The organism is Flavobacterium rhamnosiphilum, assembly GCF_004349195.1.
In the GTDB taxonomy this organism is placed as follows: domain Bacteria; phylum Bacteroidota; class Bacteroidia; order Flavobacteriales; family Flavobacteriaceae; genus Flavobacterium; species Flavobacterium rhamnosiphilum.
This window is the reverse complement of the sequence record NZ_SMLG01000004.1, coordinates 273,671-288,269: the sequence shown is the minus strand read 5'-3', so window position 1 is coordinate 288,269 and position 14,599 is coordinate 273,671. Positions and strand designations below refer to the sequence as shown.

The following is a 14,599-nucleotide window of genomic DNA, read 5'->3' as shown; positions in this document are numbered from 1 at the left end:
TTTATTTAAAAATAATTTCTTTTTTGGAATTTATTTTGACTACACAAAAAGGATTTGTAAATGCTTGTGTAACCATGCTCCCAGGTTCAGGGCTAGTTTCTTTTATAGTGATAACAATATTTTTATCGGTTTCTACTACAGTATCAATTCCTATACTATAACCTCCCGAAGTTTTTTCACCCATATTCAAAACTATAAAATTAGAAGTCTGAATATCATTCGGACTAATTTTATTTTTTAAATTTTCATCATTCTGTAGCATTGCAATTTCATTTGGTTCCGAAAGAATCTCAAAAAAACGAATACTTGCACCGCCATTCGTCTGTTGGGTCAAGACTTCATATAAAGAATTTTTATCGGAACTTTTTGTAGATGTTGCGCCACAGGAAACTAAAGTTACAGCCACTAGTGCTACTAATATTTTTTTCATTGCAGAATTTTATTGATTAATAAATTAAATTTAAAAAATGTTACTTGCTTCTATTATAGAAAAATGTAAAATCTATGCGTATTTTTTTATGGCTTTTTTATATAATTCTTCGTAAAGTGGCAAGATGTTTTTGATGTCAAATTGTTTTGCAACTGACAGCGCATTTTCTTTAAATTTCTGAAGAGTAGCATCGTCTTTTAAAATTTTCAAAGCATTTTGTGCCATTTCATCCGTGTTTCCCACATCACTCAAATATCCAGAAATACCGTCAAAATTTACTTCTGGTAAGCCTCCAGAGTTACTTGAAATTACAGGAACACTCCAAGCCATTGCTTCTAAAGCGGCAAGTCCAAAACTTTCGGTTTCAGATGGCAACAGGAATAAATCAGTATAACTCAAAATTTTATCGATTTCATTACTGTTTCCAAAAAAAATAACTTTATCCTGAATTCCTAATTCCTGACATAAATATTCTGCTTTTTCTTTTTCAGGACCATCTCCTACCATCATCAATTTAGCAGGAATCTCTTTTTGAATAGTATAGAAAATTTTAATTATATCCGGAATTCGTTTTACTTTTCTGAAGTTACTGATATGAGTAATGATTCGCTCATTTTCCTTTGCCATTACGGAACGATGACAAGCAATAGTGGGATCATTGACGTTTTTATCTAATTCTATAAAATTAGGAATTACCTCAATTTCGTTTTTTATATTAAATAATTTATGGGTATCATCTTTCAAACTTTGGGAAACCGAAGTAACAAAATCCGATTTGTTAATGCTAAAAGTTACTGCTGGTTTATAGAATGGATGATTCCCTACTAATGTTATATCAGTTCCGTGAAGTGTAGTCACCATTGGAATATTAATTCCCTCATCTTTCAGCATTTGTTTTGCCATATACCCCGCATAAGCATGCGGAATAGCATAATGCACGTGAAGCAATTCGATTTTATATAACTTTACCATGTCAACTAATTTGCTTGACAAAGCCAATTCGTAAGGTTGATAATGAAACAATGGATATTCAGGAACATTCACTTCGTGATAATGCACATTTGCATTTAAAAGCGCCAAACGAACGGGTTGGCTATACGTTATAAAATGAATTTCGTGACCACGTCTTGCCAATTCAAGACCTAATTCTGTAGCGACAACACCACTTCCTCCAAAGGTAGGATAACAAACTATTGCAATTTTCATGTATGTGTTTTAATGAAACGAATTTAAGAAAAATAGGAATGCCTTTTATGGAAATTTAAGTTAAATACTATAAAAGATAATTACATTGTTTCATGCGCTACTTGTCCTTTTTTAGACCTTTTTTTATTAATCCATTTATTCACTTTATGGCTGAGATAAGCCGAGCCGCTTCCTATAATTGCTCCTGCAAATACATCACTTGAATAATGAACCCCTAAATGCATTCGTGAATATCCTACTGCTCCTGCCCATACAAAAGATGGCGCAATTACGTACCATTTGGGATATGCTATGCTCAGTGATGTTGCTGTTGCAAAAGCTAAAGAAGTATGACCGGAAGGAAATGAACTCTCCACTGCCGATGTTGCTTGATCAATATCGGGATAGGTTTCAAATGGTCTGTCCCTTTTCATAGTATGTTTCAATGCAGTGGTAATAAATGCATTCACTAAAAATGTTTCTCCTATAAAAATTGCCTGTTTCTTGATGGAACTATCTTTCTTTATTAAACCAACAGAATATATAATAATGGGAGTTGCAACACTAAATGGAACCGCACTATTCGTTACCAATTTAAAAGTGGGATCTAAGTCTTTATTTCTATCTACATTAATATCGCGTAGCATATTTATATCCATATTTTGAGCATTTACAAAAGTCATGCAAAAAAGCAACACAATTAAATTGACTTTTGTAAAAACGGTATTCTTATTTTTCATCAAGCTATTTTTAGCTCAAATATACTATAATACAGAGTGAAGTTTGAAACTAAATACTTCAAATAAAATTCATAATAACGCTTTTAATAACAATAGCCCAAATGAAATTGTTTGCTAATCTCATTTGGGCTAAGTCCTAATTATTACATTAAAATTAGGCTAGTGTACAATCGCTTCATAAATTACCTTCTGGATATCTTCCCTAATGTTTTCTTTAGATAATCTATTTTCACCTGCAACTGGAAAAGTTCTGTTGGATAAAAACACATAGACAATTTGCGTTTCTGGATCAGCCCAAGCCATCGTTCCTGTGTAACCGGTGTGTCCAAAACTTGTCATGGAAGCACAACCGCACGTAGGTCCTTCAGTACCCAATTGTGGTTTATCAAAACCAACACCTCTCCTATTTCCTGCAGCACAAAAATAACACGTATTGAAATCTTCAAATGTTTTTTCAGAAAAATACTGCTGATTGCCATAACTTCCTTTTTGCAAATAAAGCTCCATCATTTTAGCCACATCCATAGCATTCGAAAAAACGCCGGCATGACCCGAAACACCACCTTCTAAAGCTGCTGACAAATCATTGACATCCCCTTGCAAAAGCTGATGACGGAAATACGTATCTGTTTCTGTTGGAGGAATTCTGTTTTTATCAAATTTAGTCAATGGATTAAAACTGGAATTATTCATTCCGAGTGAGCGATAGAAATTCTCTTGAATTAAAACATCCAATGTTTTACCCGTTGTTTTTTCTAAATAATCTTTCAAAATCATAAAAGTAAGATCACTGTACTTGTATTCTTTTTTCAATGAAATTTTACTCTTAACAATCATTTTCATTATTGTGTCGCTAAAATCATTTCTTATAAAAAGACTGTCTGTCAATCGTTTAGAAAACTGCTCTTCAGAAATTTTTCTGAAGTATTTTTCAGATGGAAATTTCGATTTGTCCACTGTCGCTTTATAAAATGGAATTCCTGCGGCAAGTCCCGCATAATGAGACAATAAATCCTTAAAATTAATATTCGCCTTATTCGAATCTTTAAAAATAGGACACATTGTTTCTAATGTAGTTCCCAAATTTATTTTTTGATGATCGTATTGCAGCATTACATTGGGCAACGTAGCCAGTATTTTTGTCAACGAGGCAACATCATAAATGTCTGAATTTTCAACTTTTATAGTTTTATCATACGTATGATGTCCGAATGATTTCTGATAAATTACTTTTCCTTTTCTGGCTACCAAAACCTGAATTCCGGGTGTCATTTTACCATTAATCGCTTTATTGGCGATAGCATCAATTTTTGACAAAATTGCAGCATTCATTCCTACATTCTCAGGAGTTGTGAATCCCAAGCGATTTAACTTTTCGGTTGATAATCCGTCATTTACTTTAAAACTTGAATTTATAGAAACTGGTAATTTTCCTTTGGCTTCAATCGCTCCAAAGATTAGTTCTGCAGAAACAACTTGTGCAATAGCACTGTTTTGATAGGAAACAACCAATCCTTCGATATCATTAAAATTTGTAATGGGTAATAACGAATAGGGTTTGGTAAAAACATTCAGAATTACATTATTATTTTTGGCTAAAAAATTGATCTTAAATAATTCATTTGATTTTAAATCGTCATTTTTGAAAGCAACATCCGATTTGTGATATCCAATGATTACAGTTGTAAACGGTTGTAATTTTACTTGTAAACTGTCCAGATTTACATCTGCAATTACAGTTACCTCGGTGTATTTTTTCAAAGTTGAAACAAAAGTATCATTACTGTCATCTCCTATTTTTACGTAGGCTATTTTTTGTTTGTCCAAATTTTTTATTGGTAAAACAGCAGCCGTGTTTTTTAGAACTGTAACTGCATTTTCATACAACTCATACTGTAAAGCATCATTTTTAGATGAATTTAAATCGTCATATAAGTTATCCGTTGCAATAGGTTTATAAGAGTTTAAACCCGCTTTATATTTGAATTTCAATATTTTTTTTACAGAAAAAGCCAATCTTTCGTCTGTAAATAAATTAAGAGAATAAGCAAGCTTAAATTTCTCAATAGCTGTAGAAACATTTTCAGGAAATAACAGTACATCGTTTCCAGCCATAAAAGCTTCAAAATTAATTTCGCTGGGCATCATGAAGTTGCTCACTCCTTTCATATTCAAAGCATCAGTAAAAATAAGTCCTTTGAATCCTAATTCTTTTTGAAGAATATTGGTTACCACATTATAGGAAATAGAGGAAGGATAATTAGGTCTTGATTCTAAACTGGGAACGTTTAAATGCGCCACCATAACAGACGAAAGTCCTTCATGAAACATTTTTCTATAGGGATAAAACTCTACTAGCTCTAATCTTTCTTTAGAAAAATTAATGGTTGGCAATCCTTTATGAGAATCCGTTTCGGTATCGCCATGACCGGGGAAATGCTTTCCGGTAGAAAAAATTCCTTGGCTCTGAACGCCTTTCATTAAAGCAATGGCACGTTCTGTAACTTTGAATTTATCTTCTCCAAAAGAGCGAAAACCTATAATGGGATTTCTGGGATTTGTATTGATATCGAGAACCGGGGCAAAGTTAAACTGCAATCCCAATCGTTTGCTTTGTTCCCCCATTTGAGCACCAACCTTCTCCAACAATTTCATGTCCTGGATGGCTCCAAGTGTCATATTCCAAGGATAACGATACGTAGAATCAAGTCGCATACTCAATCCCCATTCCGCATCACTACCAATAAACAAAGGGATTTTTGACTTCGATTGAAAACGATTGGTTAATTTAACTTGACGAACCGGACCACCTTGAAAGAAAATTAATCCTCCAATTTTGTTGTCTTGTATCTGCTTGTCAATGGCGTTGAAGTGTACAGTATCTTTATTAGAATATGCGGCAACCATAAATAATTGCCCAAATTTTTCCTCTAAAGTCATTGCATTGTAAACACTATCAACCCATTTATTTCCTTCGGGAGATAATTCAAAAAGTCTAGGAGTATTACTTAAAGCTATACTGTCCAAATTTTTTGATTTGGACGGACCGTTGGTTAAAATTACTTTATTCTTATTAATTTTTGTCCCAACACAACTTGAAGCTACAAAGAAAAGTAAGACATAAAATAAAACAATTTTGACGCCTATTTTTCTCATGGTACTGTTTTGTTTAAAAAAAGCGACTATGCCAACTATCGATGGCTGGAACTTCCCAAGATTCATTGTACTCTTCTATATTATTGACTAAATTATTGAAAACTATTGTATTTTCAGTAACCGCTTTATCTTTTACCATTTTCTTGAAATCAATCAAAGGCTTATGGGCAATATGCTCTCCTAATTTGAAAGTCACATTCATTTTATCCAATAAATCAACCGTATACTTTTGTTCTAAACTTTGAATAAATTCCACAGAAGAGTCAATAGAACAACCCGTAGCTGCTTGTACATCCTGATTTACGGCAATAATGATAAATCGGTTGTATTTTAATTGATACGATGATTCTAAACTGGTACCATGTGCAGCCCAACCTTCAAGAAAGGATTGCAAGGCAGTTTCTATTTCAGAAAATTCGGCATCCGAAAATTTTCTGTTTGATTGATAAATCCAGATTTTAGATTCTTCGGGTAAATTTTCAAATGGAACGTACATCTTAATTGTGAGTTATGAGTTGTGAATTTTGAGTTATAAAATCAAAATTCGTAATTTTAAATTTTTAATTCGTAATTGATTTACAAATCTTGTGCATTGGCAATCAATTCCGCAATATCCATAACTTTTACTTCGCCTTCCTTTTCTTTGTTTTTAATACCATCTGTCATCATCGTATTACAAAAAGGACAACCCGCAGCAATTATTTCTGGTTTTGTTTCTAATGCATCTTCGGTTCTTTCAACATTGATTTCCTTGTTTCCAGGCTCAGCATCTTTAAACATTTGGGCACCACCAGCACCACAACATAAACCGTTAGCTTTAGAACGCTTCATTTCTACTAATTCAGCATCCAATTTAAGAATTAAATCTCTTGGTGCTTCATACACATTATTGGCTCTTCCTAAATAGCAAGGGTCATGAAAAGTAATTCGTTTTCCTTTAAATTGTCCTCCTTCAATGGTCAATCTTCCATCATCTAATAATGATTTCAAAAATTCCGTATGGTGAACGACTTCATATTTTCCGCCTAATTCCGGATATTCGTTTTTCAGTGTATTGAAACAATGCGGACAAGCTGTAACAATTTTTTTTGCTTCGTATGCATTCAAAACCTCAATATTCATCATGGCTTGCATTTGAAACAAAAACTCATTACCGGCTCTTTTTGCAGGATCACCAGTACAACTTTCTTCAGTACCTAAAACGGCAAACGATACATTTGCACGATTTAAAATTCGAACAAATGCCTTGGTTATTTTCTTTGCTCTATCATCAAAACTTCCTGCACAACCTACCCAAAATAAAACTTCTGGTTGTTTCCCTTGAGCTAACATTTCGGCCATAGTTGGCACTATTAAATTCTCTGACATACTATTTTATTGATTCGGTTATTTTCCCCACCCCAGCCCTCCCCGAAGGGGAGGGAGCCGAGATTGTTTTTGTATGGTTTAAAAATATTATTGCATTGCTATTATTTACTCCTACTTTCCAGTTTTAACTCCCTCCCCTTCGGGGAGGGCTGGGGTGGGGAACTATTCGTTTTTCCAATTCAATCGATCTTGCTGATTGTATTGCCAAGGCGCACCGTTATTTTCTATATTAGTCATCATTGCATTAATTGGCATTGGTGCTGCACTTTGTTCCATTACTAAATAGCGTCTCATATCCATGATAATTGAAAGCGGACTAATATTTACAGGACATTCCTCAACACACGCATTACATGATGTGCAAGCCCAAAGTTCTTCCGGTGTGATATAATCGTTCAATAATGTTTTGTTATCCGGAATAAAAATACCTTTATTGGCATCAATATTTCTTCCTACTTCTTCCATTCGATCTCTTGTATCCATCATGATTTTACGTGGAGACAATTTTTTACCTGTTATATTCGCAGGACAAGATGAAGTACAACGACCACATTCCGTACACGTATAAGCATTCAATAACTGAACCCAATTTAAATCCTGAACGTCACTTGCTCCAAATTTACTTGGAACTGCATTTTCATCCACTGGTGCTGCCGCAAAGGGATCAGCATTAGGATCCATCATCAGTTTTACCTCCTTGGTAACGGATTCTAAATTATCAAATTGTCCTTGAGGATTTAAATTCGCAAAATACGTATTTGGAAATGCTAACAGAATGTGTAAATGCTTAGAAAAATAAAGATAGTTCATGAAAATCAAAATCCCAGTAATATGCAACCACCAGAATATTTCAGAAAGAAGCATCACTAATTCATTAGACATTCCATTAAATAATGGCTCAATAAATTGACTGATTGGAAATGAACCTGCTTTAATAAAATGAGAAAAACCTCCAGGTACATTCTGTAAATGCAAATCAGATGCATTCATTAATAAAAACAATGTCATTAGAACTACCTCAAAATACAAGATATAATTAGCATCGTTTTTAGGTGCTCCGGTCAAATCAGGATTAGCAAATCGCTTTAGTTTGATGATATTTCTTCTTATCCAAAAAGAGATTACTGCAACTAAAACTAAAAGAGCCAAAATTTCGAAAGAAGCAATTAACACATCATACGTAGTTCCTAAAAAAGCAAAAACACGATGTGTCCCAAAAAGTCCATCAATAATAATTTCTAATAATTCTATATTTATAATTACAAAACCTACATAGACTATAATATGCAATACTCCAGCAATAGGTCTTTTCACCATTTTGGATTGACCAAGAGCAATCATGGCCATATTAGTCCATCGTGCTTTGGGATTATCGGAACGATTTACATCGGTTCCAAGGTTTATATTTCTAATTATTTTTTTAACGTTTGTATAAAAATAACCAAAACCAATTACCAAAAGGATGGCAAATAAAATATTGTCTAAATAGCTCATAATTGCTAATTTTTTACATTAGATATAGAATCGTTTACAGGAGCAACATAAGGCTTGTTTTTCTTTCCAAACAAAGAAACATTGACATATCTGGTTGGATAAAGTCTTACGTCTTGCAATAATAATTCTAATTCTTTTGTTGTACTTTTAATATTTTGGTAGAAAGCATCATCGTTCAATAATTTACCCATAGAACCTTTACCGGATTCCAAACCGCTCATAATACCATCGACTCTGCCTAAAGTTGCATTTAGGTTTTTTACCGTTTTTCCTAAATCGGCTTTATTCAATGAATCAGATATTTTAGAAAAATTCCCGGATATTTTATTAAAATTGGTAACAACACCATTTATTTGAGTTTTGTTATCATCTAATAAAGTATTAAGACTTAAAGAAACTTTGTGAAATTGTTCAATAGTCTTGCTCAATTCCGCTAAAGAAACTTTTAAATCCTGCTGCCCTTTTTGATCCAAAACATTATTCAATCCTGAAATCAATTTATCAGTAGTTCCCAGTAGTTTTTCTAATTTTTCTTGAAGTGGTGCTAATTGATCTCCTACTTTATCTGTAAGTCCTAATTTTACTCCGCCCTCTAATTTTTGACCATCAACAGCTAATATTTTATCATTAAAATTAGGAATAATTGCAATTTGTTTACCTCCGATAAATCCTGGCTCATAAATAGAAGCTGTACTCGATTTAGAAATTGGGAAATCCGTTTTTAATTGTAATTCAACTAATAATACACCCGTATTTTCATCTATTGTAATACTGCTAACTTTACCAATAACTAATCCGTTTAGCGTAACAGGCGCAGATGTGGCTAAACCTTCTACACTTTTATATTCAACATAAAATGTTTTGTAATTGGTAAAAAGGTCCCTTCCTTTCAAAAAACTGTAGCCCCAGATAAATAATAAAATAGATGCAATTACTAAAATAGCAGTTTTAATTTCTCGTGTTATTTTCAAAATTTAAGTATTTTTTACAAATTTAATATAAAATATTTGACTTGTTGTAATTATTTAAGCGCTTCTTGAATACTAATATTCTTTCCATCTTTGATTGCAATTATATATGCCGAAGCATATCCTTTGGATTTTACCACTTTTAAATCCTGTTTTGCGATGTTATAGTCTGATGTTAAGCCATATGCGTACTTATATAAAGATCCATTACTTTTTGTTACCGAAACATTTTTTAATCCTTTAAAATTCGAGGAATTTAATTTAATGTTTTTATTTCCGGCTGCAAATTGAACTTTAAAAACTACATCTGAATTTTGTGTTTTCGGCTCTTGTTTTTCTATAATACGCTTTGATTTAGTACTCTTTGAAGTGTCTTTTCTTTCATTTTCGACTACTTTTTTGGATGGAAGCTCTTCATAATTTTCATTGGATTGCGTTCCAAAATATTCTTTTTTGTAAGCAATAATAGCCGATGCAATAGCTTCTGCCATATTATTTTGTCCTTCCTCTGAATTTAAATAAAGTCCTTCCTCACTATTGGATAAAAAACCCAATTCAATCAATACACTTGGCATATAAGCGGCATCCAAAACCCATAAAGGAGTCTGTTTTATACCTCTTGATTTTCGATGTAATTTATTTTTAAAATTATTTTCAATTTTTGAAGCCAGATTTATACTTCGATCTAAATAATCTTCTTGCAGAATTTTCAATCCAATCAAAGTTTCAGGATTCTTGGGGTCAAATCCTTTATAGGTTTGCTTGTAATCTTTCTCCAGTAATATTACCGAATTTTCTTGTTTAGCAATTTCTAAATTACCTTTACTTCTTGCCAAACCCATTACAAAAGTTTCTGTACCAAAAGGAACTGGATTTTTAACCGAATTGCAATGTACAGAAACAAATAAATTAGCATCGATACTATTTGCTTTTTTGGGTCTGTCCTTTAATTCTATAAAAACATCAGTTTTTCTGGTATGAACAACTTGAATGTCATTGTCTTTTTTGAGGTATTTTTCTAACTTTAAAGTCGTTTTAAGCGCAATTTCTTTTTCAACAAAACCATGATAAGAATTCCCTGGATCTTTACCTCCGTGACCCGCATCTAAAATAACAGTGAACTTTTGATTGGATTGAGAAAAAGCATTGAAGCAGAAAAAAAGAAATATAGCAAAAATTGTGGTTTTGACTCCTCTGGTTATTTTCAAAATATGAGTATTTTTTTTACAAATTTAATATAAAAAGGATAAGCTATTATTATTTAATTACATCTTGAATGTTAATTTTTTCTCCGTTTTTAAATGCGATCAAAAATGCGGAATCATATCCTTTTTCTTTTGCTTCATTTAATTGCTTTTTTGCTTCATCATAATCCGCAGTTTCTCCATACATATATTTGTAAACCCTGTTTTCAAAGGCTACAGAAATATTTTTAAGTCCGTTAAAATTTTTCGGTACTAATTCTAATCTTTTACTACTGGCTGAAAGTTGTACTTTGAATAAAGTTTTAGAATCATCAGCCGTTTTTTTTACTTGTGTTGATTCTCCTGCAGGTTGAGAAGTCATTTTTGGTTTGGCAGGAGCAACAGTATCTCTTATAGGTTTTTCATTAATTTTTTGCGAAGGCGACTCTTCAAAAACTTCAGTTTCACCAGTACCAAAATATTCTTTTTTATAACTGATAATTGCCTCTGCGATAGCTTTGGCAATTTCATTTTGACCGTCTTCTGAATTTAATGTATTCCCTTCAATAGAATTGGATATAAACCCCATTTCAATCAATACTCTTGGCATGTATGCTTTGTGAAGCACCATAAAAGGGGCTTGTTTCACTCCTCCACCTCGTATTTTTTTTCCTAAATCTGCAAAAGCATCTTCTACCTTACTTGCCAGCGAAATACTATTGTCTAAATATTCCTCCTGCATCAAGGTCATACCAATCATAGTCTCGGGAGAGTTCGGATCAAATCCTTCATACTTTTGTTTGTAATCTTTTTCTAAAGTAATTACAGAGTTCTCTTTTTTTGCAGCCTCAAGATTTGAAGCAACTTTACTCAAACCCATCACATAAGTCTCAGTACCATCGGCAGCAGTGTTTCTATTGGCATTACAATGAATCGAAACAAAAATATTAGCGTTAAATCTATTGGCAATATTGGCTCTTTCAATTAAATCAATGAATACATCTGTTTTTCGGGTATAGTTGACATCCATTTGTTTTGTAGACTCTAATAGCTTCCCCACTTTCAAAACTACGGCCAAAGCAATATTTTTTTCCACACGCCCTTCATAAACAGCGCCAAAATCATGTGCTCCGTGACCCGCATCTAAAGTTACCTTGAAAATATTGCTTTGACTAAAGCCCGATAAAGAAATTATCGTCAAAATAAAAGTTAATATTGTTTTTATTTTATATGTAATATGCATAAATCCAAAAGTTAATTTAATTAAAACACTACCGTCATAAAATTTTTTATTTGACTATTTTTGACAAAAAATTATATGTAAGTTTGACATGTCAAAAAACAGGCCATAATTTTACAAAAATAGCATTTAAACCTTTGTATACAAACTTATTTAATATCGTTTTATTATCAATTTTCCTATCATTAGGGTCTGGTAAATTATATTCTCAAGATATAACAAAAAAAAAGACGGGAATATCCGCAAACAAACAAAAAGATAGTACCACTTTAGATACTAACAAAAAAGGCACAGCTATTTTAACGGTTACAAAAGAAACCGATTCCATAAAAAAAGACAGTGTAAAGCCTAAAAAAGCGTTTCTTGACGGAAAGGTAAGATATAAAGCGGAGCAATATGCTAAAATTGACCAAAAGAAAAAGCTGATCACATTATATGATAAAGCGGAATTGTATTACCAAGACATCGAATTGAAATCTGGAATAATCGTTATGGATTATGAAAAAAACGAAGTGTATGCAGGACGCATCAAAGATTCAACCGGTGCTTTCACACAATATCCAAATTTCAAACAGGGCGCAAATGTAATTGAACCTGATTCTATCCGTTTTAATTTTAAAACCAAAAAAGCTTTAATCTGGAACTCAAGATCCGATCAAGGTGAATTTAAAATTAAAGCAGCTGTCACAAAAAAAGAAAACGACTCGGTTTATTTTTTAAAAGGGGCTCGTTTTACGACATCAAAAGACGTTGACAATCCTGAATATTATTTCCAAACCAACAAAGTGAAATTTATTCCAGGCAAAAAAGTAGTAACCGGATTGACTAATATGGTCATTGCAAATGTTCCTACACCTATAGCGTTACCGTTTGCTTTTTTTCCAATGAGCAAAGAAACCAGTATTTCAGGATTGATTTTACCAAGCTATAATGACTCCAATGACAGGGGATTTTCTCTTCAAAATTTAGGGTACTATTTTGCTCTCAGCGATAATTATGATTTAACCGTTTTGGGAGATTATTACACCAATGGAAGTTATGGGTTGCGGTTTGAATCCAGCTATGCCAAAAGATACAATTATAGAGGAAACTTAAACGTTAGATTCGAAAACTTAATCACCAGCGAAAGAGGATATCCAGATTATTTGAAACAAAATATTTACAACATCCAATGGTCTCATTCCAAAGACTCTAAATCAAATCCTAATTCAAGTTTTTCAGCTTCTGTGAATCTTGGAAGCAGTAAATATTTTAAGCAATCCATCAATCAAGTTAATATTGGATCAAATCTTAATAATACATTGAGCTCTTCGATATCGTATTCAAAAACATTCACTACTGTTCCTCAAGTTAGAATGTCGTTAACAGCCACACATTCACAAAATACTCAAACGGAAGTAATCAATATGACTTTACCGACACTCCAATTGAGTGTTGACAGGATTTATCCTTTTATAGGTAAAGACGGTGTGAAAAAAGGTTTTTTCAAAAACATAAATTTGCAATACAATTTAAACGGTAGAAATAATATTGTTACAACTGATTCCTTATTTTTTAAACCACAAATGTTTCGAGATGCGAAAGTTGGTTTTCAACACAGCATTCCATTAAGCACCAATTTTAAATTATTCAAATATTTCAGTGCTTCTACCTCTATGAATTACGAGGAAATATGGTATACCAAAACAATTGAAAGAAGTTATGATGTTGACCAAAGCAAAGTTGTTGATAAAACCATAAATGGATTTGACGCTTTTAGAACCTACTCCTTTTCATCCAGCGTAGGAACAACTATTTATGGAACTTTCAATTTTGGCAATGACAAAAAAATCAAATCGATAAGACACGTCATGAGACCATCTGTTTCGTATGGTTATACTCCTAGTTTCGAAAAATACTATGATACGTATGCTTCAGACGCTAGCGGGACAATGAAACAATATTCCAGATTTGAAAGCGGAATTTTTGGAGCACCGGGATTAAGCAATTCCAATACTTTAGGCTTTGATTTGAGTAATACTTTTGAGGCAAAAGTTACTGATAAAGACAGTACTAAAGTGGAACCTAAAAAAATAATGCTTCTTAATAATTTAAACCTTTCCACTAGTTACAATCTGGATGCCGATGGTGTAACTTCACTTGCCTTTTCTCCTATAAGAGTTAGTGGTGGTACACAACTGTTCGATAATAAAATGAATGTCAATTTTGGAGCAACATTAGACCCTTATGCAATTGACAATTCCGGAAACCGAATTAATGTGTTTAATATTGATAATGGCGGAAGTCTTTTTAGAATGACCAGTTCTAATATGACCTTGAATTATTCTCTTTCAAGTAAAGGAAAAGACAAAACTGATAAGGATAAAAACACCCAAAGTCAAAGAAATGGTGGTCGTGAAGACGATTTATTTGGAACAAATACAGACTTAGGCGACAACCGAAGAAGTCAATTTGAAGACGAGGAAGAAGACGAAGGAGAAGATAAAATCGCAGAATTTTTTAATTCAAAGTTACCTTGGGACATGACATTTGCCTATTCCTTAACTTATGGAAACAACAATAGAGAAAATAAAATCATTGGAAATTCCATTATGATTTCAGCGAATGCTGACATAACTCCAAAATGGAAAGCTGGAGTATCTACCGGTTATGATTTTGTTCAAAACGGAGTAACTTTCACCCAACTTCGTTTTGAGAGGGATTTATTGAGTTGGAGAATGGATTTTAACTGGTCACCCTTTGGCACAAATGCAAATTGGGGTTTCTTTATTGGAATAAAATCTGGTGTTCTTAGTGATATCAAATGGGACAAACGAAGTACCATCAATAGATAA

General features: G+C 32.8%; 11 protein-coding genes. 1 reads left to right on the top strand and 10 read right to left on the bottom strand.

The window, feature by feature from the left end; genetic code table 11:
- Position 1 precedes the first annotated feature (1 nt).
- From E0I26_RS07760 to E0I26_RS07715, 10 genes are all read right to left on the bottom strand, one after another.
- Positions 2-430 carry a protease complex subunit PrcB family protein gene (locus E0I26_RS07760; RefSeq protein ID WP_131915915.1) on the bottom strand — a complete coding sequence of 143 codons (429 nt, stop codon included), beginning with the start codon at positions 428-430 and terminating at the stop codon, positions 2-4.
- Positions 431-502: 72 nt separating this feature from the next.
- Positions 503-1,636, bottom strand: coding sequence for an N-acetyl-alpha-D-glucosaminyl L-malate synthase BshA (gene bshA / locus E0I26_RS07755; protein WP_131915914.1), 1,134 nt, complete (start codon positions 1,634-1,636; stop codon positions 503-505).
- 80 nt (positions 1,637-1,716) lie between these two features.
- Complete coding sequence (locus E0I26_RS07750; RefSeq protein WP_131915913.1) at positions 1,717-2,355, bottom strand: phosphatase PAP2 family protein; 639 nt, start codon at positions 2,353-2,355, stop codon at positions 1,717-1,719.
- A 159-nt stretch (positions 2,356-2,514) separates the two neighbouring features.
- The gene (locus E0I26_RS07745) at positions 2,515-5,511 is read right to left on the bottom strand and encodes a glycoside hydrolase family 3 N-terminal domain-containing protein (RefSeq protein ID WP_131915912.1); all 2,997 of its coding nucleotides are present in this window, start codon (positions 5,509-5,511) and stop codon (positions 2,515-2,517) included.
- A 13-nt stretch (positions 5,512-5,524) separates the two neighbouring features.
- Positions 5,525-6,007 (bottom strand): ABC transporter ATPase, encoded by a 483-nt coding sequence (locus tag E0I26_RS07740; protein ID WP_131915911.1) that lies wholly within the window; start codon positions 6,005-6,007, stop codon positions 5,525-5,527.
- Positions 6,008-6,087: 80 nt separating this feature from the next.
- Positions 6,088-6,879 carry a (Fe-S)-binding protein gene (locus E0I26_RS07735; RefSeq protein WP_091206088.1) on the bottom strand — a complete coding sequence of 264 codons (792 nt, stop codon included), beginning with the start codon at positions 6,877-6,879 and terminating at the stop codon, positions 6,088-6,090.
- Positions 6,880-7,041: 162 nt separating this feature from the next.
- Positions 7,042-8,373, bottom strand: a complete 1,332-nt coding sequence (locus E0I26_RS07730; protein WP_131915910.1) for a (Fe-S)-binding protein — start codon at positions 8,371-8,373, stop codon at positions 7,042-7,044.
- 5 nt (positions 8,374-8,378) lie between these two features.
- Positions 8,379-9,344, bottom strand: coding sequence for an MlaD family protein (locus E0I26_RS07725; protein ID WP_131915909.1), 966 nt, complete (start codon positions 9,342-9,344; stop codon positions 8,379-8,381).
- 50 nt (positions 9,345-9,394) lie between these two features.
- Positions 9,395-10,549 carry an N-acetylmuramoyl-L-alanine amidase family protein gene (locus tag E0I26_RS07720; protein ID WP_165929422.1) on the bottom strand — a complete coding sequence of 385 codons (1,155 nt, stop codon included), beginning with the start codon at positions 10,547-10,549 and terminating at the stop codon, positions 9,395-9,397.
- A gap of 49 nt (positions 10,550-10,598) precedes the next feature.
- Positions 10,599-11,768 carry an N-acetylmuramoyl-L-alanine amidase family protein gene (locus E0I26_RS07715; protein WP_131915908.1) on the bottom strand — a complete coding sequence of 390 codons (1,170 nt, stop codon included), beginning with the start codon at positions 11,766-11,768 and terminating at the stop codon, positions 10,599-10,601.
- Positions 11,769-11,851: 83 nt separating this feature from the next.
- Here E0I26_RS07715 and E0I26_RS07710 point away from each other — a divergent pair, with 83 nt between their 5' ends.
- Positions 11,852-14,599 (top strand): putative LPS assembly protein LptD, encoded by a 2,748-nt coding sequence (locus E0I26_RS07710; protein ID WP_131915907.1) that lies wholly within the window; start codon positions 11,852-11,854, stop codon positions 14,597-14,599.

Bases quoted from the DNA above. Each gene is read 5' to 3' on its own strand.
- E0I26_RS07740 (WP_131915911.1), bottom strand. From the start codon at position 6,007: ATGTACGTTCCATTTGAAAATTTACCCGAAGAATCTAAAATCTGGATT.
- E0I26_RS07735 (WP_091206088.1), bottom strand. From the start codon at position 6,879: ATGTCAGAGAATTTAATAGTGCCAACTATGGCCGAAATGTTAGCTCAA.
- E0I26_RS07745 (WP_131915912.1), bottom strand. From the start codon at position 5,511: ATGAGAAAAATAGGCGTCAAAATTGTTTTATTTTATGTCTTACTTTTC.
- bshA (WP_131915914.1), bottom strand. From the start codon at position 1,636: ATGAAAATTGCAATAGTTTGTTATCCTACCTTTGGAGGAAGTGGTGTT.
- E0I26_RS07730 (WP_131915910.1), bottom strand. From the start codon at position 8,373: ATGAGCTATTTAGACAATATTTTATTTGCCATCCTTTTGGTAATTGGT.
- E0I26_RS07760 (WP_131915915.1), bottom strand. From the start codon at position 430: ATGAAAAAAATATTAGTAGCACTAGTGGCTGTAACTTTAGTTTCCTGT.
- E0I26_RS07715 (WP_131915908.1), bottom strand. From the start codon at position 11,768: ATGCATATTACATATAAAATAAAAACAATATTAACTTTTATTTTGACG.
- E0I26_RS07750 (WP_131915913.1), bottom strand. From the start codon at position 2,355: ATGAAAAATAAGAATACCGTTTTTACAAAAGTCAATTTAATTGTGTTG.